The organism is Gemmatimonadaceae bacterium (genome assembly GCA_036504815.1).
GTDB lineage: Bacteria > Gemmatimonadota > Gemmatimonadetes > Gemmatimonadales > Gemmatimonadaceae > PNKL01.
This window is the reverse complement of record DASXUN010000004.1, coordinates 1-23,943: the sequence shown is the minus strand read 5'-3', so window position 1 is coordinate 23,943 and position 23,943 is coordinate 1. Positions and strand designations below refer to the sequence as shown.

Here is a 23,943-nt window from a genome sequence, read left to right as displayed (position 1 = left end):
GGTATCGCCATGCACCGACACACCCTCAACGTTCTCGTGCAGGATCACCCCGGCGCCCTCCACCGCGCGGTGTCGCTGCTGCGCCGGCGTTCCTACAACATCTCGTCGCTCGCCGTGGGCCGCTCCGAGCGCGACGACGCCAGCCGGATGACGCTCGTCGTGGATGCCGCCGACGCGCGACAGGTCGTGCGCCAGCTCGCCTCGCTCATCGAGGTGCTCGCGGTGCACGACGTCACCGGCAGCGGAGCCGTGCAGCGCGAGACCGTGCTGGCGCGGGTCGGCGCGCCTGGCGATCACCTGGCCGCGGTGGTCAGCCTGGCGCTCGACTTCGGCGCCCGCGTCGTGGACGTCGGCGACGCGGTGGCGATCGTCGAGCTCACCGACGTGCCGGAGCGCGTGGACGGATTCATCGCGCACCTGCAGCCGTTCGGCATCGTGGAACTGCGGCGCAGCGGCACGCTGGCCATGACCCGCGGCGGCACCGCCGACGGCGTCCCATATCCCCAAGCACAGGCCGATGGATCGGCCGGAGAGGACATGCAATGACCGCCCGCATCTATTACGATCGCGATGCCGACCAGTCGCGCCTGGCCGGCCGCCGCGTGGCCATCGTGGGATTTGGCAGCCAGGGGCATGCGCACGCGCTCAACCTGCGCGACAGCGGCGTGGACGTCGTCGTCGGCCTCCCGCCGCGGTCGAGGAGCCGCGAGGCGGCGGAAAGAGCCGGGCTCCGCGTGCTGACGGCGCGCGACGCGGCCGCCGAGTCGAATATCGTGATGGTGCTCGCGCCCGACACGGCGCAGGCGAAGCTGTTTGACGACGAACTGTGCGCCGCGCTCACGCCGGGCAAGACGCTGATGTTCGCGCACGGCTTCAACGTGCACTACGGGCTCATCACGCCGCCGGCGGGCGTGAACGTGTCGCTGGTGGCGCCCAAGTCGCCGGGCCACCGGGTGCGCGAGCTGTTCACCGAAGGCGGCGGGACGCCCGGACTCGTGGCGGTGGCGCAGGACGCCAGCGGCGACGCGATGGCGGACGCCCTCGCCTACGCGATGGCCATCGGCTGCACGCGCGCCGGGGTGATCGCCACGACCTTTCGCGAGGAGACGGAAACCGATCTCTTCGGCGAACAGGCCGTCCTGTGCGGCGGCGTGTCACACCTGGTGAAGGCGGGCTTCGAGACGCTGGTCGAGGCGGGCTACCAGCCCGAGATGGCGTACTTCGAATGCCTGCACGAGCTGAAGCTCATCGTGGACTTGATGTACCAGGGCGGGCTGAACTACATGCGCTACTCGGTGAGCGACACGGCCGAGTACGGCGACTACGTGGCCGGTCCGCAGGTCATCACCGGCGAGACCCGCGACGCGATGCGCGCGCTGCTGGGCCGCATTCGCGACGGCTCGTTCGCCGCCGACTGGGTGCGCGAGAATCGCGACGGACGTCCGTGGTTCAACGCCGCGCGCGGTCGCGACACCGAACACCCGCTCGAGCGGGTGGGCGCCGACCTGCGCGCCATGATGCCCTTTGTCCAGCCCAAGGTGGCGCGACCGGGAGTCGTCGGCACATGACACCCACTCACGAAGGGATCGACCACGCGCCGGTGCTGATCTTCGACACCACGCTGCGGGACGGTGAACAGGCGCCGGGGTGCACCATGACGCCGGCCGAGAAGCTCCAGGTGGCGGGCGCGCTCGCCCGCCTGGGCGTGGACGTCATCGAAGCGGGATTCCCCGCCGCGTCGCCGGGCGATTGGCAGGCGGTGCACGAGATCGCCGGACGCATTGGCGGTCGCGCCGACGCGCCGGTGATCTGCGCGCTGGCCCGGGCCACTCCACGCGACATCGCCCAGGCGGCGTCGGCGATCCTGCCGGCGCGCCGCCGGCGCATCCACACTTTCATCGCCACGTCGGACCTGCACATCCAGCACAAGCTGCAGAGCACGCGCGCCGAGGTGCTCACGCGCGCCGCCGAGATGGTGCGCCTGGCGCGCTCGCTCAGCGACGACGTGGAGTTCTCGCCCGAGGATGCGACGCGCAGCGATCCCGTCTTCCTGCACGAGGTGCTCGCCGCCGCCGTGGAGGCGGGCGCCACGACGCTGAACATCCCCGACACCGTCGGCTTCACCACCCCGGAGGAGTACTTCGCCCTCATTGCCTCCATCCGCGAGCAGGTGGTGCGGGACCGGCCGATCGTCCTGTCCACGCATTGTCACGACGACCTCGGACTGGCCGTCGCCAACTCGCTGGCCGGCGTGCGCGCCGGGGCGCGGCAGGTGGAGTGCACGGTGAACGGCCTCGGTGAGCGCGCCGGAAACGCCGCGCTCGAGGAAGTGGTGATGGCGATCGCAACGCGCCCGACGGTCTACGGTGCGCAGACGGGCATTCGATGCAGCGAGATCGGCGCTGCGTCACGAATCGTGTCCCGTTGCACCGGGATGCGCGTCCCGCCCAACAAGGCCGTCGTCGGCGCCAATGCCTTTGCGCACGAGGCGGGCATCCATCAAGACGGGATCCTGAAGCACCGCCAGACCTACGAAATCCTCGATGCCGCGCAGCTCGGACTGGAAGGGGCGCGACTGGTGCTCGGCAAGCACTCGGGCCGCCATGCCCTCAAGCGTCACCTGGCGACTTTGGGCTACACGCTCGACGCGGCGGAAGTCGAGGCCGTCTTCGCGCGCTTCAAGGAAGTGGCCGACCGCAAGAAGGTGGTCGACGACCGCGAGCTCGAGGCAATTGTCGCCGGCGAGATTGCGAGGGCCACGACGGGCTTTGCGCTGGAGCTGGTGCAGGTGTCGTGCGGCACGCACGCCATTCCGACGGCGACCGTGCGGCTCAAGGGTCCTGGCGGCGAAGCCCTCGTGGCCGCGAGCGAGGGAGATGGACCGGTCGATGCAGTCTGTCGCGCCATTGAAGAGTGCACGGGCGACCGTGCCGAACTCGTGGAGTTCTCCGTGGACGCGGCGGCGGAAGGAACCAACGCCGTCGGCGGCGTCACCATCCGGCTGCGCGAGCGCGCCGCCGTGGCGTCGGCCTTGGCCGCCGCCGAGGGACGCGAGTCGGTGCCGTCGGCGCCGCCGTCACTCGCGCGGGTGGTGACGGGTTTTGGGGTGCATACGGACATCATCGTTGCGGCCGCCGAAGCGTATGTCTCGGCGGTCAACGCGCTCACGCGTGCGCGATTGGCGGCGTCGGCCACGCCGTCGCCCGATGCCCTGGAGGTGGGCGCGTGAGGACGCTCTTCGAAAAGGTGTGGGACGCTCACGTGGTGCGGCGGCCGGCGATGGCCGTGGCCCAGGCCGACGGCGCCGACGAATCGGCCGCCGAGCGCGCCGCGGCGATGCCGTCGACGTTGTATGTCGACCTGCACCTCGTGCATGAGGTCACGTCGCCGCAGGCGTTCGCCGAACTGGCCGCGCGCGGCCTGCGCGTACGCCGCCCCGATCGCACGATGGCCACGATGGACCACAGCACGCCGACCACGGCGCTCCCCGACGGCGGCCTTCCGGTCATCGGCGACGGCGCGGCCGCGCAGTTGCGTCGGCTCGAGGAGAACTGTGCGCGCTTCGGCGTGCCGCTTCTCGGCTGGGGTGACGCGCGGCGGGGCATCGTGCATGTCATCGGTCCCGAATTGGGCCTCACGCAACCGGGCATGACCGTCGTCTGCGGCGACAGTCACACCAGCACGCACGGGGCGTTCGGCGCGCTCGCCTTCGGCATCGGCACGTCCGAAGTCGGCCATGTGCTGGCTACGCAATGCCTGCTGCAACAGCGACCGCGCACCATGGAGGTGCGCGTGGACGGCACGCTCGCGCCGGGCGTCACGGCCAAGGACATCGTGCTCGCCATCATTGCGCGCATCGGCGTGGGTGGCGGCACGGGGCACGTCATCGAGTACACCGGGAGCGCCATCCGCGCGCTCGCAATGGAAGGACGCATGACGATCTGCAACATGAGCATCGAGGCCGGCGCGCGGGCAGGGATGATTGCGCCCGATGACACGACCTTCGAATACCTATCCGGACGCCCTTATGCGCCCTCCGCGTCGCAGTGGGACGATGCGCTCCGCCGCTGGCAATCGTTTGGGGGCGACGAAGGCGCACGCTATGATCGCAGCGTCACGCTCGCCGCGTCCGATCTTGCTCCAATGATCACGTGGGGTACGAATCCCGGGATGAGCATCCCCGTGGACGGCGTGGTGCCGACGCCGAACGGACACAGCGACCGTGCGGCGATGGAGCGCGCGCTCACCTATATGGGTCTCGAGCCGGGCAAGCCGCTGATGGGCCGCCCCGTGGACGTCGTCTTCCTCGGCAGCTGCACCAACGCGCGGCTCGGTGACCTGCGCGATGCCGCCGGGGTGCTCCGGGGCCGGAAGGTGGCGCCCAACGTGCGCATGCTCGTGGTGCCCGGATCGCAGGCCGTCAAGCGCGCGGCGGAATCGGAGGGGCTCGACGCCGTCTTTCGCGCGGCGGGCGCGGAGTGGCGCGAGAGCGGCTGTTCGATGTGCCTCGGCATGAACGACGACACGGTCGGCGCGGGGCAGTACGCGGTGAGCACCAGCAATCGCAACTTCGAGGGCCGGCAGGGGAAGGGAGCACGCACGCTGCTCGCGAGTCCGCTCACGGCCGCCGCCTCCGCCGTGGCAGGCGCCGTGGCTGACCCCAGGAGGATCGCGTGACGCTCAAGCCCTTTGGCCTGCTCGACAGCGCGGCCGTGTGGTTGCCGCGCGACGACGTGGACACCGATCAGATCATTCCCGCGCGCTTCCTCACCACGACCGAACGCACCGGTCTGGGGCGCCACCTCTTTGCCGACTGGCGGTACGACGCGCACGGCGAGCCGCGGTCCGATTTTCCGTTGAATGCCGTCGATGCCGCGCAGACGCAGGTGCTCGTCGCCGGGCGCAACTTCGGCTGCGGCTCGTCGCGCGAGCACGCGCCGTGGGCCCTGCTCGACTGGGGCTTCCGCGCGGTCATCGCGCCGTCGTTCGCCGACATCTTCCGCAGCAACGCGCTCAAGAACGGGTTGCTCACCATCTGCCTGCCCGGCGACGCGCACGCCGAATTCGTGCAGGCGCTCGGCGGCGCATCCGCGGGCCGCGACGCCACGCGACTGCAAATCGATCTCGCCAACGACGTGATCGCGATCGGCGACATCTTCTGCGCCCGCTTCGAGACGGAACCGTTCGCCAAGCGCTGCCTGCTGGACGGGGTGGACGAACTGGGCTACCTGCTGGCGCAGGCGGCCGACATCGCGGCCTTCGAGGCGTCGCACGTCTCCTTCACGCCGACCACGGGTGCGGTCGCCGAGGGGGCCTCGTGAGGGCGCGCATTGCGGTGCTGGCTGGGGATGGCGTCGGTCCGGAGGTGACAGCCGAGGCGGTGCGCGTGCTCGAGCGCGTTGCCGCCCGATTCGGGCACGAATTCGCGTTCGTGGAATGCCTCGTCGGTGGCGCCGGCATCGATGCCGCCGGCGATCCGCTGCCCGCTCGCACGCGCGCGCAAGTCGCGGACGCCGACGCGGTGCTGCTCGGCGCGGTGGGTGGTCCCCGATGGAGCGATCCCTCGGCACCGGTGCGCCCGGAGCAGGGACTGCTGGCGCTCCGCGCGGCCATGAAGGTGTTCGCCAACCTGCGACCGGTGACGACGCGCGACGCGCTGGTCGACGCCGCACCGCTGCGACCCGAGTTGTTGCGCGGAGTCGACGTGCTATTTGTGCGCGAACTCACCGGCGGCCTCTACTTTGGCGAGAAGACGCTCGCGCCGGGTCCGGACGGCGAGACCGCGACCGACCTCTGCTCGTACACCACCGGCGAGATCGAGCGCGTGGCGCGGGTGGCCGGGCGGCTGGCGCGCACGCGCGGTCGCCGGGTGACCTCGGTGGACAAGGCCAACGTGCTCGAGACCTCTCGATTGTGGCGACGCACCGTCACGCGCGTGATGCGCGACGAATTCCCGGACGTCGTGCTCGAGCACGCCCTGGTCGATTCGTTCGCGATGCAACTGCTGAGAGCGCCCGCGTCGTACGACGTCGTGGTCACCGAGAACCTGTTCGGCGACATCCTCACCGACGAGGCGGCGGTGCTCGCCGGGTCGATCGGGCTCCTGCCGTCGGCCTCGCTGGGCCTGCCGCGCGCCGACGGCCGCACCCCCGGGTTGTACGAGCCGATTCACGGCTCCGCGCCGGACATCGCGGGTACGGGCAAGGCCAATCCCGTGGGCGCCATACTCTCCGCGGCCATGTTGCTGCGGCATTCGCTCGACGCAGAGCAAGAGGCGTCGGCGGTGGAGCAGGCCGTCCGCACGGTGCTGGAAGACGGATGGCGCACGCCCGATCTGCTGTTGAGCGGCCGTGGCCCGGCTTGCACCACCGCGGAGCTTGGCGCGGAGATCTGTCGCCGGCTCTAGTCGGCCCCGCGCCCGCTCCTCTCTGATCTCGCCCCGGGGCGCCCGTCGCGCCGTCGCGCCGCGCCCCACACGCCACGTCGCGTGATCGCGCGCGCCGGTGGTTTGTCGCGCCGCCCGCCGCGCGTACCTTTATCGTGAATCGTATTCCGCCTTCGCGATCCTGAATCGGAATCCGCATTCCATATCCTCAATCAACCCCAATGCCGCTCTTCAAGCCCACGCGCAGCCTGTGGCAGCGCCTCAAGGACGTCGCCCTGCTCGATGTGGGCGTCCTCGCGCGCGGGGGAGTGAACGCGGGCTCCATCGAGCAGCTCGAGACGCTCCTTCTCGAGGCCGACTTCGGCGTGCCGGTGACGATGCGGCTGGTCGCGGAAGTGGAACGCCAGGCAAAGCGCGGCGCCATCAAGACCGAGGCGGAGTTTCTTGCGGCGCTCGAGGTGGGGATCGTCGCCGCGCTCACCGCCGGCAATGGCGATCCGGCCTTCGTCCTCCCCGACAGCACGCCGGCGGTCGTCCTCGTCCTCGGCGTCAATGGCGCCGGCAAGACGACGTTCATCGGCAAGCTGGCAACGCGCCTGCGGGGCCAGGGAAAGCGCGTGATGGTCGCGGCGGGTGATACGTTCCGTGCCGGCGCCATCGACCAGCTGCGGGTCTGGGCCGAGCGCAGCGAAAGCGATTTCATCGGCGCGCAGTCGGGCGGTGACCCGGCCGCGGTCGCCTTCACGGCCATCGACGCGGCGGTGATGCGCGGCGTGGACGTCGTGATCATCGATACCGCCGGGCGCCTGCACACGAGCGCAGGGCTGATGGAGGAACTGCGCAAGGTGGCGCGCGTGATCGCCAAGCGCCTCCCAGGCGCGCCGCACGAGTCGCTGCTCGTGCTCGACGGCACCATCGGCCAGAACGCGGTGGTGCAAGCCAAGAGCTTCGCCGAGGCGGTGCCGCTCACCGGCCTCGTGGTCACCAAGCTCGACGGCACGGCGCGCGGCGGCGTCGTGGTCGCGGTGCACGAGGCCATCAACGTTCCGGTCAAGTTCGTCGGTGTCGGCGAGCAGGCGGGGGACCTCGCGGACTTCGACGCCGCCACCTTCGCGCACGACCTCGTGGAGGGGTGACGCCCGCCAACCGCCCGCCCACCCGGGTGCTCGACACCCCGATCACCTTCCTCAAGGGAGTGGGGGAGCGGCGTGCCGAGGCCTTCCGCCGGCTGGGCGTGCTCAATGCGCGCGACCTGCTGTTCCATATTCCGCATCGGTACGAGGACGCGTCCACCGTGCGTCGCATCAGCACGCTCCGCATCGGCGAAGACGCCACTGTCATTGGGAGCGTGATCAGCAAGGGGATCCTCCCCACGCGAAAGGGGCTGCGGATCTTCCAGGCGGTCGTGCAGGATCCGAGCGGCCTCATCGAAGTCTCCTGGCCGGGTCAGCCGTTCCTCGATCGCTCGATCAACAAGGGCGACGTGCTCCTCCTCAGCGGCACCGTGCGCTTCTATCACGGGCGCCAGCTGATGCCGCGCGAGTGGGTGAACCTCGGCGCCGACGACACCGGGACCGCCGAAGGACGCGTACTGGCGGTCTATCCCGCCACCGAGGGACTCTCGTTCAAGCAGATCCGCGTCATCATCGAGAAGCATCTCGATGCGCTCATCCCGGCCTGCGAGGAATTCCTCCCTGGCGACCTGCTGCGCCAGACGGGGCTGCCTGGGATCCAGGAGGCGCTGCGACGCGTGCATCGGCCATCGAGCGTGGCCGAGGCGATCAGCGGACGCGACCGGTTGGCGTACGACGAACTTCTGTGCGTGCAATTGTTGCAGCGCCGGGCCAACGCCATCGCCCGTCAGGCGCGGCAGGGCATCGCGTTCGAGAACAGGCGCGACCTCACGAGCCGGCTGAAAGCGTCGCTCCCGTGGGAGCTCACCGGGGCGCAGGTGCGCGCCACGCGCGAGATCGTCACCGACATGACGAGCCCGCTGCGCATGCACCGGCTCCTCCAGGGCGACGTCGGGAGCGGCAAGACGATTGTGGCGCTGTTCGCCTGCTGCCTCGCGATGGAGAACGGTTACCAGGCGGCGGTGATGGCGCCCACCGAACTGCTGGCCGAACAGCACTTCCGCACCTTCAGCACGCTCCTCGCACCGCTCGGCGTGGAGCCGGTGCTCGTGGTGGGGTCGATGAGCGCCAAGGCGCGCAAGGCGGCCGCCGCCCGGCTCGCCGAGGCCGGCCCGGTGCTCGTGGTCGGCACGCACGCGCTCGTGCAGGAGGGGACGCGCTTTGCCAACCTCGGGCTCGCCGTCATCGACGAGCAGCATCGCTTTGGCGTGGAACAGCGCGCCACGCTTGGCGAAAAGGGGCGGGCGCCCGACATCCTGCTGATGTCGGCCACGCCGATCCCGCGCTCGCTGGCGCTGACGCTGTACGGCGACCTCGACGTGAGTGTGCTCGACGAACGCCCCCCGGGACGACAGCCCATCACGACGGCGCTGCGCGCCGAGACGGGGCGCGACCGCGTGATGGAGTTTGTCGAGGTGCAGATCGCGGCCGGCCGCCAGGCGTATCTCGTCTACCCGATCATTGAAGAGTCCGACAAGATCGCGCTGAAGGCGGCGACGACGGCCTTCGAGGCGCTGGTCGCCGGTCCCTTCAAGCACCGGCGCGTCGCGCTCCTGCACGGCCGGCTGTCGAGCGACGAGAAGGACGCAATCATGCGTTCGTTCCGCGATGGCGGCATCGACCTGCTGGTGAGCACGACGGTCATCGAGGTCGGCATCGACGTGCCGAATGCGACGGTGATGGTCATCGAGCACCCGGAGCGCTTCGGGTTGTCGCAGCTCCACCAGCTCCGCGGCCGGGTAGGGCGGGGGGCCGAGGAGTCGTTCTGCATCCTGCTGGGGGACGTGGGGCCGGAGTCGCGCGAACGGCTGCGCCACGTCATCGAGACGGAGGACGGCTTCGCGATTGCGCGCGCCGACCTGCGCTTGCGCGGGATGGGCGATCTCTTCGGCAAGCAGCAGAGCGGCCTGCCGGCCTTCAAGATTGCGGACCCGGTGCGGGACGAAGAACTGAGCGAGATGGCGCGCGCCGCGGCGGAGCGGCTGCTGGCCGCGGACCCCGCGTTGCAGGCGCCGGCGAACCGTGCGTTGCAGCGGACGCTGACGGCGAGGTACGGGAGGGCGATGGAGCTGTTTCGGGTGGGTTGAGACGGAACGGGGAGGGGGTAGAGGCCAAGCGAGGAGCGAAGAGTCATGGAACGAGGAGGGAGATCCTGGGCGCGCAGGAGACCTCCCTCCTCGTTCCGCACCCCCTCGCTCCTCGCCAGGCCTCTACCCCCTCCCCGTTCCGTCAATCTTCCGTCGTCCAGCTTCCGCCAAAGCCTTGGTATCCCTTATGTTTCTTTGCTGTGCCGGAAATGCTTCTCCATCCGGCACTTGCGGGGACTCCGGTCCCCTCGCCAATCCCCACCCGCACTCTGAACCGTCCCTGGAGGACCATGATGCGTAGCTGGCTCGCTACGGACCTGATGGCGCGTGTGTTGCCCGCCCGTCGATTCCGCGCGCTGGCGGCCTTTGCCGCCGTCTTCATGCTTGCCCTGCCGCTGTCGGCGCAGGCCCCCGCGGCGGAGCCGCAGGGCGCGCCGACCGCGGGGCCGACCACCGCGCCGATCGCCGCTCCCGCGGCCGACGCCCAGGTGCCGGCCGCTCCGGTCGTGGAGCACAAGCCCGGCGGCGAGGCCAACCTCGTCCTCCCCGACATGAAGAGCGTCACCTTCGTCGGCGGTCTGAACGGCTACTCGCTGCTCGCCCTTGGCCTCCTCTTCTGCGCCGCCGGCCTCCTCTTCGGCCTGATGATCTACACGCAGCTGAAGAACATGCCGGTGCACCGCTCGATGAAGGAGATCTCGGAACTGATCTACGAGACCTGCAAGACGTACCTCGTCACGCAGGGCAAGTTCATCATGATCCTCGAGGCGTTCATCGCCGTCGTGATCATCCTCTACTTCGGCGTCCTGCTGAAGTTCGAGGCGTTCAAGGTCGCCATCATCCTCGCCTTCAGCCTCGTCGGCATCGCCGGCAGCTACGGCGTGGCCTGGTTCGGCATCCGCGTCAACACTTTCGCGAACTCGCGCACGGCCTTCGCCGCCCTCAAGGGCAAGCCGTACCCGCTGCATTCGATCCCGCTCCGCGCCGGCATGAGCATCGGCATGCTGCTCATCAGCGTCGAGCTGCTGATCATGCTCTGCATCCTGCTGTTCATTCCGCGCGAGTACTCGGGCCCGTGCTTCATCGGCTTCGCCATCGGTGAGTCGCTCGGCGCCGCGGCGCTGCGTATCGCCGGCGGCATCTTCACCAAGATCGCCGACATCGGCTCCGACCTGATGAAGATCGTCTTCAAGATCAAGGAAGACGACGCCCGCAACCCCGGCGTGATCGCCGACTGCGTGGGCGACAACGCCGGCGACTCGGTGGGCCCGAGCGCCGACGGCTTCGAGACCTACGGCGTGACCGGCGTCGCGCTGATCACGTTCATCCTGCTCGCCGTGCACGACCCGGTGGTGCAGGTGCAGCTGCTCGTCTGGATCTTCGTGATGCGCATCATGATGCTCGTCTCGAGCGCGGGCTCGTTCTTCCTTAACGACTTCTGGGCGAAGGGCAAGTACGGCAACTCGGACGAGATGAACTTCGAGCACCCGCTCACCACGCTCGTCTGGCTGACCTCGATCGTGTCGATCGCGCTGACCTTCGTCGTCTCGAAGGTCATGATCCCGGATCTCGGCGGCAACACGAACCTCTGGTGGCAGCTCGCGGCCATCATCTCGTGCGGCACGCTCGCCGGCGCCGTCATCCCGGAACTCGTCAAGGTCTTCACCTCGGTCGATTCCAAGCACGTCCGCGAGGTCGTCACGTCGTCCGATGAGGGCGGCGCGTCGCTCAACATCCTGTCGGGCCTCGTGGCCGGCAACTTCTCGGCGTACTGGCTCGGCATCAGCATCGTCGCCCTGATGAGCACGGCGTTCTGGGTCAGCGGCCTGGGCCTCGGCCAGGTCCTTAACGGCCAGCCGCTCATGCTCGCTCCCGCGGTCTTCGCGTTCGGCCTCGTGGCGTTCGGCTTCCTCGGCATGGGGCCCGTGACCATCGCCGTCGACTCGTACGGCCCGGTGACGGACAACGCGCAGTCGGTCTACGAGCTCTCGCTCATCGAGGCGGTCCCGCACATCGAGGCGGAAGTCAAGCAGGACTATGGCTTCGACGTGAACTTCGCGCGCGCCAAGCACCTGCTCGAGGAGAACGACGGCGCGGGCAACACCTTCAAGGCGACGGCCAAGCCGGTGCTCATCGGCACGGCGGTGGTGGGCGCCACCACCATGATCTTCTCGATCATGATGGGACTCACGAGCGGCCTGACGGTCAACACGGACAAGCTGTCGCTGCTGCACGCGCCCTTCGTGCTCGGCCTGATCACCGGCGGCGCCATGATCTACTGGTTCACCGGCGCCTCCATGCAGGCCGTGACCACGGGCGCGCACCGCGCCGTCGAGTTCATCAAGAAGAACATCAAGCTCGAGGGGGCCGAGAAGGCGTCGGTCGAGGACAGCAAGACCGTCGTGCGCATCTGCACGGAGTACGCGCAGAAGGGCATGTTCAACATCTTCCTCACGGTCTTCTTCGCTACGCTCGCCTTCGCGTTCATCGAGCCGTTCTTCTTCATCGGCTACCTGATGTCGATCGCGATCTTCGGCCTGTACCAGGCCATCTTCATGGCCAATGCGGGCGGCGCGTGGGACAATGCCAAGAAGGTCGTCGAGACGACCATGAAGGCCAAGGGCACGCCGCTGCACGACGCGACGGTCGTCGGCGACACCGTGGGCGATCCGTTCAAGGACACGTCGTCGGTGGCGCTCAACCCGGTCATCAAGTTCACCACGCTCTTCGGCCTGCTGGCCGTGGAGCTCGCGGTGAGCATGAGCGCCGAGCGCGGCAACGGGCTCACGACCGGCCTGGCCGTCGTCTTCTTCCTGATTTCCGCGTTCTTCGTGCGCAAGTCGTTCTACGGCATGCGCATCGGGCAGTCGTCGAACTGACGCAGTCGAGCACCTTGTAATGGAGAAGGCCCGCCAGGCGTTTGGCGGGCCTTCTCGTTTCGGCCCGTCGCGCGGTAAGCTTGATGCCATCGGGGCGGCCCGGATTGTCCACGGGGCGCGCCGCCTGCGTCGAACCGACGCTGGTTCGAAGACCTGTCCTGGAGCCGGATGTGCGCTGGCTGCGCAATAGGGGAAGCGCCTGGAGTCTGGTTGCGATCGCGTTCGCGGTCACGGCCGCGCTTGGCGCGATCGTCGACCAGACGAACGTACGGGTGCGGCAGGCGGAGGAGCGGGATCTCGCCCGGGCGGCCCTCCGTCCCTACGCCGACAACGTGGCGGCCGCGATTGAACGGCGCGTGGCCCAGGTCAGCGGCATCCGCGCCTTCGTGCAGTCGCGGCGGGACTTCGCGACGCTGGCCCACGAGTTCGATTCCTTTGGCGCGGGTCTCGTCGTCGCCGGGAGCACCTTGCGGGCCATCGAACTCGTGCGCGGCGATCGCATCGAACTGATCTACCCGGCGGCGGGCAACGAGGCGGCGCTCCACCTCGACCTGCGCAACGACCCGCGTCAGGAAGTGGTGCGGGATTTCCTGCGCGCCGCCGCCACCGACAGCATCGTGCTCAGCGGTCCGCTGCCGCTGAAGCAGGGACAGAGCGGGCTGATCATCCGGCAACGCGTGCGCGCCCCTTTCCTGAGCGGCGGCGGGGATCAGGTGGCGCTGGTCGTGGATACGCGGGCGCTGCTCGCGGAAGCGGGTCTCACCGACGTGCCGTCTACCATCGCGCTCGCGCTCTACGATCGCGGCGGCCGGCTCGTCTCGACGACGGGCGCCCCGGTGCCGCAGAACCCCGAGCGGCTCGTCGTGAACGTGCGGGACGGCAGGTGGGAGCTGCGCGGTGGCCCCGCCGCGGGCTGGGCCGCGACCGAAGGACTGCACGTGCTGCCGCTGCGGCTCGCCATCACCTTCATCACGCTGCTGGTGACGGCGCTCGTCTTCCTGGTGGCGGGGCGCGAGGAGCGGCTGTCGCGCGCCGTGGAAGCGCGCACGGCCAGCCTGCGTGACCTGGTGGAGGAGCACCGCGAGACGATCGCCCGGCAGAACGAGGCGGAACGGGCGCTCGCCGCGAGCGAGGAGCGCCTGCGGCTGGCGCTCTCCGCCTCGCGCACCACGACATTCACGGTGGACCTGCCGAGTGGTCGCATGGAGTGGCTGCACGACGGCCCGTCCGTCATCGGCCTGCGCGAGGCGGACCAGCCCACGGCCAGCGTTGGCCAGGCGTCGCAGTTCATCGATCCCCGCGATCGGGCGATGGTGACCGCCGCCTACGCCGAGGCGTGCCGCGCGGCGGGCAAGGGGGCGCTGGAAGTTCGCACGATCGGCGCCGATCAGGTCTCTCGCTGGATTGGCCTGACGTGGCTCTCGCAGGCGGGTGACCACGGTGTGGTGCATCGCATCGTCGGGACGGTCACCGATATCACGTCGCGCAAGCAGCTGGAGGAGCAGTTCCTGCACTCCCAGAAGATGCAGGCGCTGGGCGCGCTCGCCGGCGGGGTCGCGCACGACTTCAACAACCTGCTCACCGTGATCGTCGGCGCCGGGCAGCTCGCGCGCATGCGGCTGGCGGAGGGCGCGCCGCCGGAGGCGCTCGAGGAGGAGATCGACGAGCTGCTCTCGGCGGGCGGGCGCGCCGCGCTGCTCACGTCGCAGCTGCTCACGTTCAGCCGGCGCCAGATCGTGCAGGCGCAGCATCTCGACGCCGCCGAACTGGTGCGCAGCATGGGGACGATGTTGCGGCGCCTCGTCGGCGAACGGATTCGGGTGGAGACGGCGCTGCCCAAGGAAGCGGTGCCGCTCTTCGCCGACCAGGGGCAGATCACGCAAGTGGTCATGAACCTGGCGGTCAACGCGCGCGATGCGATGCCCGAGGGTGGCGTCCTGCGCATCGGCCTCCGTTGCGCCGGCCGGCCCAGCGGACCGCCGCTCCCCGAGGAATCGCTGCACGGCGAGCGCTTCGCCGTGCTCTCCATCAGCGACACCGGGTGCGGCATCGACCCGTCGATTCGCGCCCAGATCTTCGATCCCTTCTTCACGACCAAGCCGGTTGGCGAAGGAACCGGACTCGGCCTCTCGACGGTCTACGGGATCGTCATGCGGCTCGCGGGGACGCTGCGCGTGTCGTCCGAGTCCGGGAAGGGAACCACCATCGAGGTCTACCTTCCGCTCGCGGCGGCTCCCCCCGCGCCGCAGACGCTGGCGCAGGCGCTCGCCGGGGCGCCGCGTGCGGTCGGTCGCACCGTGCTGCTCGTCGAGGATGATGTCGCGCTGCGGCAGGTCGCCGAGCGCATTTTGAAGGGAGACGGCTATCGCGTGCTCTGCGCATCGGACGGAGAAGATGCGCTGCGGGTGTCACGGGCGTTCGTCGGCAGCATCGACCTGCTCGTCGCCGACGTCGTCATGCCGCGCATGGGTGGAATGGAACTGGCGGCCGTGCTGCTCTCGGAGCGTCCGGCCTTGCGGGTGCTTCTGATGTCCGGCTACGCACGCTCCTCGGCGGCGCCAGCCGTGCTGGCGAACGTCCCGTTCGTCGCGAAGCCGTTTCGTCCCGCCGAACTGCTCGCGGCCGCAAGGACTGCCATCGCCACGCCGTGAGGCGCGGGGCGTGCGGGGCGTGCGGGGCGTGCGCTGGGAGCGCGCGGAACGCGCGCGCCGCTACCGGCAGAGCCAGGCCGTCCCTTCCACGCGCTGGCGCGCCTTCCGGTTGGTCGTCGAGTCGGTGATCGTCACGAAGACCGGGCGGGCGGCGTCCTCCTGGACCGGCGTGGAGCACTCGAGATCGTCCTTCTTGAACGCGATCTTGCCGTCCTTGTCGGCAAGAATCCGCCCGAGGTCGAGCTCGGTGGCCGTGCCGGGCAGCGAGGTCGTCGTGATGAACACCGGGCCCTCGGGGGTGAACTTCTTCCCCGTGATCGTGATCTTCACGCGGTTCCGCCCCAGCTGCTCGGCCTCGACGCCAATGGAAAGCTTGTCCTGTGGCGGCGCGGTGCGCCGGGCGGCTGCAGTGCCGGTCATCGCGGCCACGGCGAGAGCGGCGACGGCGAGGGTGCCGATTCGTGCGGAAGACATCATTGAGGTTACTCCGGCCGGTAATTGAAGATCTCGGTGCCGCGCCGCTCATACTATATTGATTGCGTCTGCGGGCAAGGGCCGATGGGTCCGGTCCGTGACGAGGTTGTCCCCCGGATTTCGCCTCCCTGATCAGCCCCGAGTCCGCCATGCGCCTCTCCTTTGCCCCGCGATTCCTGTGCATCGCCGCCCTCACGGCGGCGCCTGCGCTGCTGTCGGCGCAGTCGACCAAGCTTGCGTGCGACGCGGGCCTGACCGTGCCGGCCGGATTCTGCGCGCAGGTCGTCGCGGATCGTCTCGGTGCGCCGCGCCACGTGGTGGTGGCCGCCAACGGCGACGTGCTCATCAACGCCAATCCGGCGCGTGGCGGCGCCGAGAGCGGAACTGGCACCGGACCCGGTGGGGGCGTGATCCTGCTGCGCGACACCGATGGTGACGGGCGCGCCGACCTGGTGCGCCGGCTTGGCGGAAGTGGCGGCACCGGCATCGCCCTTGGTGGCGGATTCCTGTGGGCGACGGACCGCAACAATGTCGTGCGATACCGCTACGCGGTGGGCGACACGATGCTGGGGACGGCGGACACGATTCTCGTGGACCTCCCGACCGGCGGCCACAACGCCTACAACTTCGTGGTGCACGGCAGCGTGCTGTACCTCAACGTCGGATCGCGCACCAACTCGTGCCAGGAGCGCGACCGGCAGCCGAATTCCAAGGGCGTGGATCCCTGCGTCGAGCTCGAGACGCGCGCCGGCATCTGGACGTTCGATGCCAACCGTCCGCGGCAGACGCTGGCGAGCGGCCGTCGCTTCGCGACGGGCATCCGCAACGCCGTCGGCCTCGCGTGGAACGAGCCGGCGGACGAACTCTGGACGATGATGCACGGACGCGATCAGCTGGCGATGAACTGGGGCTTCAGCGACGACTACAACGCCGAAAATCCCGGCGAGGAGCTGCTGCAACTCCGGCTGGGCGACGATTTCGGCTGGCCTTATTGCTACTACTCCACGGAGCTCAAGAAGCTGGTGCTCGCGCCAGAGTACGGCGGGGACGGCAAGCAGGTGGGCCGTTGCGCGGCGAAGAAGGGGCCGGTCTACGCCTTCCCGGGCCACTGGGCCCCGAATGCGCTGCTCTTCTACACGGGCAAGTCGTTCCCGTCGGAGTATCGCCACGGCGCGTTCGTCGTCTTCCACGGATCGTGGAACCGCGCGCCGCTGGTGCAGGACGGCTTCCGCGTCTCGTTCGTGCCGCTGGCCCGCGGGCGGGCGGCCGGCGCGGCGCGCACCTTCGCCGACGGTTTTGCCTCCGAGGCGTTCAAGGGCAACCGCACCGCGGGACCGCCGCCGGCGGGCGCCCGCAATCACCGGCCGACGGGCATCGCGCAGGCGCCCGACGGATCGATCTACATTACCGACGATCTCAGTGGGACCGTCTACCGAATCCGTTACCAGGGGAAGTAATCGCGTGAGCCAGACGTTTGCCCGCATCGGAGAACTTGCGAAGTACACCGGCCAGGCCGTGACCGTGCGCGGGTGGGTGAGCCACCTGCGGTCGAGCGGCAAGGTCGCCTTCATCGTGATGCGCGACGGGAGCGGCGTCCTGCAGTGCGTCCTCGTGAAGAAGCAGATGCCCGAGAACGATTGGGCGCGCTTCGCCGAACTGACGCTCGAGACGAGCGTGGCCGTGACGGGCGAAGTGCGCGCCGACGATCGCGCACCGGGCGGATTCGAGCTCGGCGTGACGGCGCTCGGCATTGTCGGCGCTTCGCCGCTCGACTATCCCATCCAGCCCAAGGAGCACGGCATCGACTTCCTGCTCGACAACCGGCACCTCTGGCTGCGGTCGCCGCGCCAGGCGGCCATTGCGCGAGTGCGGCACGAGGTGGAGCAGGGGATCCACGACTTCTTCTACGAACGCGGCTTCCTGCGCGTCGACACGCCGATTCTCACGGCCGCCATCGGCGAGCGCGCCGGCCTGTTCGAGACGGAGTACTTCGACGAAGGGACGGCCTACCTGGCGCAGACGGGCCAGCTGTACGGCGAGGCGGCGGCCGCCGCCTTTGGACGCATCTACACCTTCGGCCCCACGTTCCGCGCCGAGAAGAGCAAGACGCGCCGCCACCTCACCGAGTTCTGGATGATCGAACCCGAGATGGCGTGGTATGACCAGGCGATGAACCAGGACCTGCAGGAGGAGTTCGTCAGCTATCTCGTGCAGCGCTGCCTCACGCGGCGCGCGGCCGAACTGAAGGAGCTGGAACGCGACACGTCGAAGCTGGAGACGGTGAACGGCGGCTTTCCGCGCATTCCGTATACCGAGGCGGTGGAGATCCTCCGGAAGAAAGGGAGCGACATCAAGTGGGGCGACGACCTGGGTGCCGAAGACGAAGCGCTGCTGGTGGCCGACTACGACCGCCCCGTCTTCGTGTGCAACTACCCGAAGGAGGCGAAGGCCTTCTACATGAAGGAGAATCCGGACGATCCGCGCACCGTGCTCTGTGCCGACCTGCTGGCGCACGAGGGGTACGGCGAGATCATCGGCGGGTCGCAGCGCGAGGACGATTACGACAAGATGGTGGCCCGCATCACGCACGAAGGGCTGCCGATGGACGCGTACGGCTGGTATCTCGACCTGCGCAAGTACGGCACGTTCGTGCACTCGGGTTTCGGCCTCGGGCTCGAGCGCACCGTCGCCTGGATCTGCGGCGTGCAGCACATCCGCGAGTGCATTGCCTTCCCGCGGATGATGCATCGCGTGCGGCCGTGAGCCCGGATCGTCGCGCAAACGCCGGCGTGGCGTCGTGAGCGCGATCACGCGCAACCCGGGCGAGCCGCTCGACCTCGAGCGCGTGCGCGCCATTCGCGTGAACCGCAGCGCGGCCGAGCGGCGCGCGGCGACCATCGGCACGCGCCGCACGGTGAAGAAGCAGTGGCAGGCCGCCTGGCTGCTGCGCGCCATCACGCTCATCGACCTCACGACGCTGAGCGGCGACGACACGCCCGGCAACGTGAAGCGGCTTTGCGCCAAGGCGCGGCACCCGCTGCGCCCCGATCTCGAGGAAGCGCTCGGCGTGGCGTCGCTGCGTCCCACCGTCGGTGCGGTGTGCGTGTACCACGAGATGGTGCCCACGGCCGTGGCCGCGCTCGAGGGGAGCGGCATCCCGGTGGCCGCGGTGAGCACCGGCTTTCCCGCCGGGCTGTCGCCGTTCAAGCAGCGCGTCGAGGAGATCGGCGCTTCGGTGCAGGCCGGCGCGCGCGAGATCGACGTCGTCATCACGCGCGGCTTCGTCCTCACGGGCCAGTGGGAGAAGCTCTACGACGAGGTGCGCGCCTTCCGCGAAGCCTGCGGCGAGGCGCACCTCAAGGTGATCCTCGCCACCGGCGAACTGGCCACGCTCACCAACGTGGCGCGCGCGAGCTGGGTGGCGATGCAGGCCGGCGCCGATTTCATCAAGACGTCCACCGGCAAGGAGAGCGTCAACGCCACGCTCCCCGTCTCGCTGGCGATGGTGCGGCAGATCCGCGAGTACCGCGAGCGCACTGGCTTCCAGATCGGCTACAAGCCGGCCGGCGGCATTCGCACGGCGAAGCAGGCGCTCGAGTTCCTGATGCTGATGAATGAGGAGCTCGGCCGCGAATGGCTCGAGCCCACCCTGTTCCGTTTTGGCGCCAGCAGCCTGCTCACCGACCTCGAGCGCCAGCTCGAGATGTTCGTGACCGGGCGCTATGCCGCGGCGCACCACCACCCGATGCCCTGACGACCATGGCGACCGTAGCCGAGCTGTTCCAGACGATGGAGTACGGCCCCGCCCCCGAGGCCGACGCACCGGCGCGCGCCTGGCTGGCCGCGCACGACGGCACCTTCGGGCACTTCATTGGCGGTTCGTGGACGAGAGCGGGGAAGACGTTCGACACCGTTGATCCCTCGACGGGAACGCGCCTCGCGCGCGTGACGCAGGGGACGGCGAAGGACGTGGCTGCCGCCGTGGCGGCTGCGCGCAAGGCCTATCCGGCCTGGAGCAAGCTCACGCCGCACGCCCGCGCGCGGCACCTGTACGCCCTCGCCCGCATGGTGCAGAAGCATGCGCGGCTGTTCGCGGTGCTCGAGACGCTCGACAATGGCAAGCCCATTCGCGAGTCGCGCGACGTGGATGTGCCGCTCGTGGCGCGTCACTTCTATCATCACGCCGGGTGGGCGCAACTGGCCGACACCGAGTTCGCCGGCTACGGACCCGTGGGGGTCGTCGGGCAGATCATCCCCTGGAACTTCCCGCTGCTGATGCTCTCGTGGAAAGTGGCGCCGGCGCTCGCCGCCGGAAACACGGTCGTGCTGAAGCCGGCCGAGTTCACGCCGCTCACCGCGCTGCTCTTCGCGGAGTTCGCGCGGCAGGCGGGACTCCCGGCGGGCGTGCTGAATGTCATCACCGGTGACGGCGAGACCGGCGCCGCGCTGGTGAATCACCCCAAGGTGGACAAGATCGCCTTCACCGGCTCCACCGAAGTGGGGAAGATCATCCGCCGGGCGACGGCCGGGAGCGGCAAGAAGCTCTCGCTCGAACTCGGCGGCAAGAGTCCGTTCGTCGTCTTCGAGGATGCCGATCTCGATGGCGTCGTCGAGGGGGTCGTGGATGCCATCTGGTTCAACCAGGGGCAGGTCTGCTGCGCCGGCTCGCGCCTGCTCGTGCAAGAGGGCATCGCCGAGAAGCTGTACGGCAAGCTGCGCGCGCGGATGGAGAAGCTTCGTCTCGGACCGCCGCTCGACAAGACCATCGACATGGGCGCCGTGGTGGCGCCGGTCCAGCTCGAGCGCATCCGCGCGCTGGTGGAGCAGGGGAAGCAGGAAGGAGCAACGGTCTGGCAGCCGGCACGGCCGGTGCCAACGTCAGGCTCGTTCTATCCGCCCACGCTCTGCACCGACGTCTTTCCGTCGAGCACCATCGCGCAGGTGGAGATCTTCGGCCCGGTGCTGGTGGCGATGACGTTCCGCACGCCGGAAGAGGCCGTGGCGCTCGCGAACAACACGCCGTACGGCCTCGCCGCCTCGGTCTGGACCGAGAACATCAACCTCGCGCTCGACATCGCGCCGAAGATCAAGGCCGGCGTGGTCTGGGTGAACGCCACGAACCTCTTCGACGCCGCGGCCGGTTTCGGCGGCTATCGCGAGAGCGGCTTCGGGCGCGAGGGTGGGCGCGAAGGAATGTGGGAGTACATGCGCAGACGGAAGACGGGAGACGGGAGACGGGAGGCCCGTCGTTCGACTTCGTCCGTCACCCGTCTTCCGTCTTCCGTCACGCCGTCTTCAGGCGGCGCGGTCGACCGCACCGCCAAGCTCTACATCGCCGGCAAGCAGGCGCGTCCCGACAGCGGCTACTCCCGTGTCGTGACGACGCCCAAGGGGCGCATCCTCGGCGAAGTCGGCGACGGCAATCGCAAGGACATCCGCAACGCGGTCGAAGCGGCGCACGCGGCCAAGGGATGGGCGGCGAGCACGGGACACCTGCGCGCGCAGGTTCTGTACTACATCGGCGAGAACCTCGACGCGCGCCGCGCCGAGTTCGCGGCACGACTGGCGGCGATGACGGGCGGCACGACCGCCGCAGGACGGCGCGAAGTGGACGCGTCGGTGCGCCGCCTCTTCACGTACGCCGCGTGGGCCGACAAGTGGGACGGCGCGGTGCATGGCGTGCCACTGCGCGGGGTGGCGCTGGCGATGCACGAGCCCATCGGCGTCGTTGGCGTGGGAGCATCCGAGGACGCGCCGCTGCTTGGCCTCCTCTCGCTCGTCGCCCCGCTCATCGCGACCGGCAACACGGTCGTCGCGGTGCCAAGCGAGCGGCATCCGCTGGCGGCCACCGATCTCTACCAGGTGTTCGAGACCTCGGACCTGCCGGGCGGCGTGGTGAACATCGTCACCGGGGAGCGCGACGCGCTGGTGAAGGTGCTCGCCGAGCACGAGGATGTCGATGCGGTCTGGTATCGCGGAAGCGCCGCGGGGGTGAAGACGGTGGAGTATGCGTCGGCGGCGAACATGAAGCGCACCTGGTGCGCGAGCGCGTCGCCGGACTGGTACGACGTGGTCGAGGGTGAGGGGCGCGTGTACCTGCGTGAGTCGGTGCAGGTGAAGAACATCTGGATTCCGTACGGGGAGTGAGTCCTGGGCGGTGGTGATGGTGATGGCAGAAGGCGGATGGCAGCTGGCCGATGGCAGTTGGCGGACCGGGGAGGAGACAGCGCATGGGTGACGAGGGACGACATCCGGTGGTGGACGAGCTGCTCGCGCTGCTCGACCTCGAGGCGCTCGAGGTGAACATCTATCGCGGCACCAACCGCGACATCGGCTCGGGGCGGGTGTTCGGCGGGCAGGTCTTCGCGCAGGCGCTCGTGGCGGCCCAGCGCACGGTGGCGGCCGGACGCGACGCGCACTCGGTGCACGGCTATTTCCTGCGGGCCGGCGACCTGAAGGCGCCCATCATCTTCTTCGTGGACCGGCCGCGTGATGGCGGCAGCTTCACCAGCCGGCGCGTCACCGCCATCCAGCACGGCGAGGCGATCTTCCACCTCTCGGCGTCGTTCCACGTCAGCGAACCCGGACTGGAGCACCAGGTGACGATGCCGGACGTGCCGCCACCCGAATCGCTCGTGTCGGAGCTCGACCTCATTCGCGAGCGTGCCGATCGCATCCCGGAGCCCATGCGGGCCGTGCTCACGCAGGATCGACCGATCGACTTCCGCACCGTGCATCCGGTCGATCCGTTCGTCTCGGAGCCGCGCGACCCGGTGCGGTACGTCTGGTTCAAGGCGATGTCGCGGCTCCCCGATGAGCACATCGTCCATCAGGCGGTGCTGGCGTACGCGTCGGATTACGGCCTGCTCCCCACGGCGCTGCATCCGCATGGCGTGGCGTACCGTGACCGCCGCCTGCAGATCGCCTCGCTCGATCATTCGCTCTGGCTGCATCGCCCATTCCGGGCCGATGACTGGCTGCTGTACAGCATGGAAAGCCCGGCGGCAGCCGGCGCGCGGGGCTTCACGCGCGGCGCCATATTCACGCGCAGCGGCGAGTTGGTGGCGTCCGTCGCGCAGGAAGGACTCATTCGCATCCGCACCGATGGCGCGTAGCACGTCGCGGGCAGTCTTGACACTCCTTCGCATTTAGGTCTAGCGTTGTGCGGTTCCCCCTCCAACTGAGGCATGTCATGCAGACGAAGTGGTTCTCAATCCGGTGGCTCGCCCTGACCGCGGCGCTGGTGGCGTCGGCGGGCTGCGCGGCGAAGGCCCCGGTCCGGGTGGCGGCGATTGCCTCCCTCCCCGCCGAAATTGCTGTGCGCGAGTGGCCGTACTGGGTGGACATCCCGATTCAATCGACGAACGCCGATCGCGTGTGGCGGACCGTCATCGACGTCGTCGGTGAACGCGCGGCCATCCGCATCATGGATCGTGAGGGCGGCTACCTGCAGACGGAGTGGCGCTCCAGTGACGTGCGCTTCGGCCAGTACCTGACCGAAGAGCGGATGACCATTCGCATCAAGACGGGCGAAGGACGCATTCGCATGGGGATCGAGTCGCGCTATCGCGGCACCACGTCGCTCACCGCGACGCTCGTCAACACGGCAGAGGCCGGATGGACGTCCGTCTACCGTGAACTGCAACAGCGCCTGGAGAGTGGATCATGATGCGCCGCGTTCTGCTCCTGCTGGCCACTGCCGCGGCGACGGCCGCCGCGCAGAAGCCTGAAGCCGGTGCGCCGGGGACCGTCGTGCTGCCGCAACCGCAGCCGGGCGGACGTCCGACGGCCACCTATTTCACGCTGGGCACCGCGAGCCCTTCCGGCGACCTCAAGGCCGTCGGCAAGACGGGCTACGCGATGGGGCTCGTCATTTCGCGCAGCTTCGGACCGCAGCACTTCATCGGCTGGCGGCTCGACCTGCCGCTCGCCGCGGGGGCCGAGAGCGCCGACGCGACGACGGGATGGACCTACCTCTCCCCCGGCCTTGGCGTCGTGCTCTCCGGACTGCGTGAGCGTTCGTACGTCCTGCCGTATGCATTCGCCTCGCTCACCTGGAACCGCGTCGGCAAGTTCGATACGGTGACCGGCAAGGAGGAGTCGAGCACTGGCATGGGCCAGGCGTTTGGCGCCGGCGTCGAGCTCCCGATCTCGAAGCGCAACCGCATTGGCGTCGAACTCCGCACCGTCGGTGCCGACCTCGATGGTTTCTCCGCGCAGTACACGGGGATCTCCATCGCCTTCATCAGCGGTGGCATCCGGCCGGCGCCGCGCTGAGGCAACGCGCGGTCGCTGAACGACCGGCACCGAACGAGCGGCGGGGGGGGCCCCCCC

The 23,943-nt window shown here is 69.3% G+C and carries 18 protein-coding genes; 17 read left to right on the top strand and 1 reads right to left on the bottom strand.

Going from position 1 to position 23,943, the window contains the following annotated elements; genetic code table 11:
• Window positions 1-9: 9 nt before the first annotated feature.
• The 10 genes from ilvN to VGJ96_01725 all read left to right on the top strand — a co-directional run bounded on the left by ilvN (window position 10) and on the right by VGJ96_01725 (window position 15,135).
• Window positions 10-546 (top strand): acetolactate synthase small subunit, encoded by a 537-nt coding sequence (gene ilvN, locus VGJ96_01770; protein HEY3285829.1) that lies wholly within the window; start codon window positions 10-12, stop codon window positions 544-546.
• Entirely contained in the window at window positions 543-1,568 is a 1,026-nt protein-coding gene (gene ilvC / locus VGJ96_01765) for a ketol-acid reductoisomerase (protein ID HEY3285828.1), read from the top strand. The genes ilvN and ilvC overlap by 4 nt, the downstream gene beginning before the upstream one ends.
• A complete protein-coding gene (locus VGJ96_01760; GenBank protein HEY3285827.1) occupies window positions 1,565-3,229 on the top strand; it encodes a 2-isopropylmalate synthase in 1,665 nt (554 codons plus the stop codon). Before ilvC ends, VGJ96_01760 begins: the two co-directional genes overlap by 4 nt.
• Window positions 3,226-4,677, top strand: a complete 1,452-nt coding sequence (leuC, locus tag VGJ96_01755; GenBank protein ID HEY3285826.1) for a 3-isopropylmalate dehydratase large subunit — start codon at window positions 3,226-3,228, stop codon at window positions 4,675-4,677. Before VGJ96_01760 ends, leuC begins: the two co-directional genes overlap by 4 nt.
• On the top strand, window positions 4,674-5,321 hold the full coding sequence (leuD, locus tag VGJ96_01750; GenBank protein HEY3285825.1) for a 3-isopropylmalate dehydratase small subunit: 648 nt from the start codon (window positions 4,674-4,676) through the stop codon (window positions 5,319-5,321). The genes leuC and leuD overlap by 4 nt, the downstream gene beginning before the upstream one ends.
• The gene (gene leuB, locus VGJ96_01745; GenBank protein ID HEY3285824.1) at window positions 5,318-6,406 is read left to right on the top strand and encodes a 3-isopropylmalate dehydrogenase; all 1,089 of its coding nucleotides are present in this window, start codon (window positions 5,318-5,320) and stop codon (window positions 6,404-6,406) included. The genes leuD and leuB overlap by 4 nt, the downstream gene beginning before the upstream one ends.
• A gap of 200 nt (window positions 6,407-6,606) precedes the next feature.
• Window positions 6,607-7,521, top strand: coding sequence for a signal recognition particle-docking protein FtsY (ftsY, locus tag VGJ96_01740; protein ID HEY3285823.1), 915 nt, complete (start codon window positions 6,607-6,609; stop codon window positions 7,519-7,521).
• Entirely contained in the window at window positions 7,518-9,605 is a 2,088-nt protein-coding gene (gene recG / locus VGJ96_01735) for an ATP-dependent DNA helicase RecG (GenBank protein ID HEY3285822.1), read from the top strand. Before ftsY ends, recG begins: the two co-directional genes overlap by 4 nt.
• A gap of 293 nt (window positions 9,606-9,898) precedes the next feature.
• Window positions 9,899-12,484, top strand: coding sequence for a sodium-translocating pyrophosphatase (locus VGJ96_01730; GenBank protein HEY3285821.1), 2,586 nt, complete (start codon window positions 9,899-9,901; stop codon window positions 12,482-12,484).
• Window positions 12,485-12,654: 170 nt separating this feature from the next.
• On the top strand, window positions 12,655-15,135 hold the full coding sequence (locus VGJ96_01725) for an ATP-binding protein (protein ID HEY3285820.1): 2,481 nt from the start codon (window positions 12,655-12,657) through the stop codon (window positions 15,133-15,135).
• Between the two features lie 60 nt (window positions 15,136-15,195).
• On the opposite strand, the gene VGJ96_01720 is transcribed toward VGJ96_01725, so the two are convergent.
• Window positions 15,196-15,609, bottom strand: coding sequence for a hypothetical protein (locus tag VGJ96_01720; protein ID HEY3285819.1), 414 nt, complete (start codon window positions 15,607-15,609; stop codon window positions 15,196-15,198).
• A gap of 149 nt (window positions 15,610-15,758) precedes the next feature.
• Between VGJ96_01720 and VGJ96_01715 the strand changes: the two genes are divergently transcribed.
• The 7 genes from VGJ96_01715 to VGJ96_01685 all read left to right on the top strand — a co-directional run bounded on the left by VGJ96_01715 (window position 15,759) and on the right by VGJ96_01685 (window position 23,886).
• Entirely contained in the window at window positions 15,759-17,066 is a 1,308-nt protein-coding gene (locus VGJ96_01715) for a PQQ-dependent sugar dehydrogenase (protein ID HEY3285818.1), read from the top strand.
• 4 nt (window positions 17,067-17,070) lie between these two features.
• On the top strand, window positions 17,071-18,372 hold the full coding sequence (gene asnS, locus VGJ96_01710) for an asparagine--tRNA ligase (protein HEY3285817.1): 1,302 nt from the start codon (window positions 17,071-17,073) through the stop codon (window positions 18,370-18,372).
• A 34-nt stretch (window positions 18,373-18,406) separates the two neighbouring features.
• Window positions 18,407-19,363, top strand: a complete 957-nt coding sequence (gene deoC, locus VGJ96_01705) for a deoxyribose-phosphate aldolase (protein HEY3285816.1) — start codon at window positions 18,407-18,409, stop codon at window positions 19,361-19,363.
• A 5-nt stretch (window positions 19,364-19,368) separates the two neighbouring features.
• Window positions 19,369-21,756 carry an aldehyde dehydrogenase family protein gene (locus VGJ96_01700; GenBank protein HEY3285815.1) on the top strand — a complete coding sequence of 796 codons (2,388 nt, stop codon included), beginning with the start codon at window positions 19,369-19,371 and terminating at the stop codon, window positions 21,754-21,756.
• An 83-nt stretch (window positions 21,757-21,839) separates the two neighbouring features.
• A complete protein-coding gene (gene tesB / locus VGJ96_01695) occupies window positions 21,840-22,724 on the top strand; it encodes an acyl-CoA thioesterase II (protein ID HEY3285814.1) in 885 nt (294 codons plus the stop codon).
• A gap of 77 nt (window positions 22,725-22,801) precedes the next feature.
• Window positions 22,802-23,278, top strand: coding sequence for a hypothetical protein (locus VGJ96_01690; protein HEY3285813.1), 477 nt, complete (start codon window positions 22,802-22,804; stop codon window positions 23,276-23,278).
• Window positions 23,275-23,886, top strand: a complete 612-nt coding sequence (locus VGJ96_01685) for a hypothetical protein (GenBank protein HEY3285812.1) — start codon at window positions 23,275-23,277, stop codon at window positions 23,884-23,886. The genes VGJ96_01690 and VGJ96_01685 overlap by 4 nt, the downstream gene beginning before the upstream one ends.
• The last annotated feature ends 57 nt before the right edge of the window (window positions 23,887-23,943 follow it).

What these genes read in the sequence shown, in the direction of transcription:
- VGJ96_01685 (HEY3285812.1), top strand. Translation starts at nt 23,275, where the DNA reads ATGATGCGCCGCGTTCTGCTCCTGCTGGCCACTGCCGCGGCGACGGCC.
- VGJ96_01760 (HEY3285827.1), top strand. Translation starts at nt 1,565, where the DNA reads ATGACACCCACTCACGAAGGGATCGACCACGCGCCGGTGCTGATCTTC.
- ilvN (HEY3285829.1), top strand. Translation starts at nt 10, where the DNA reads ATGCACCGACACACCCTCAACGTTCTCGTGCAGGATCACCCCGGCGCC.
- VGJ96_01690 (HEY3285813.1), top strand. Translation starts at nt 22,802, where the DNA reads ATGCAGACGAAGTGGTTCTCAATCCGGTGGCTCGCCCTGACCGCGGCG.
- VGJ96_01700 (HEY3285815.1), top strand. Translation starts at nt 19,369, where the DNA reads ATGGCGACCGTAGCCGAGCTGTTCCAGACGATGGAGTACGGCCCCGCC.
- tesB (HEY3285814.1), top strand. Translation starts at nt 21,840, where the DNA reads ATGGGTGACGAGGGACGACATCCGGTGGTGGACGAGCTGCTCGCGCTG.
- VGJ96_01730 (HEY3285821.1), top strand. Translation starts at nt 9,899, where the DNA reads ATGCGTAGCTGGCTCGCTACGGACCTGATGGCGCGTGTGTTGCCCGCC.
- ftsY (HEY3285823.1), top strand. Translation starts at nt 6,607, where the DNA reads ATGCCGCTCTTCAAGCCCACGCGCAGCCTGTGGCAGCGCCTCAAGGAC.
- ilvC (HEY3285828.1), top strand. Translation starts at nt 543, where the DNA reads ATGACCGCCCGCATCTATTACGATCGCGATGCCGACCAGTCGCGCCTG.
- VGJ96_01720 (HEY3285819.1), bottom strand. Translation starts at nt 15,609, where the DNA reads ATGTCTTCCGCACGAATCGGCACCCTCGCCGTCGCCGCTCTCGCCGTG.
- VGJ96_01715 (HEY3285818.1), top strand. Translation starts at nt 15,759, where the DNA reads ATGCGCCTCTCCTTTGCCCCGCGATTCCTGTGCATCGCCGCCCTCACG.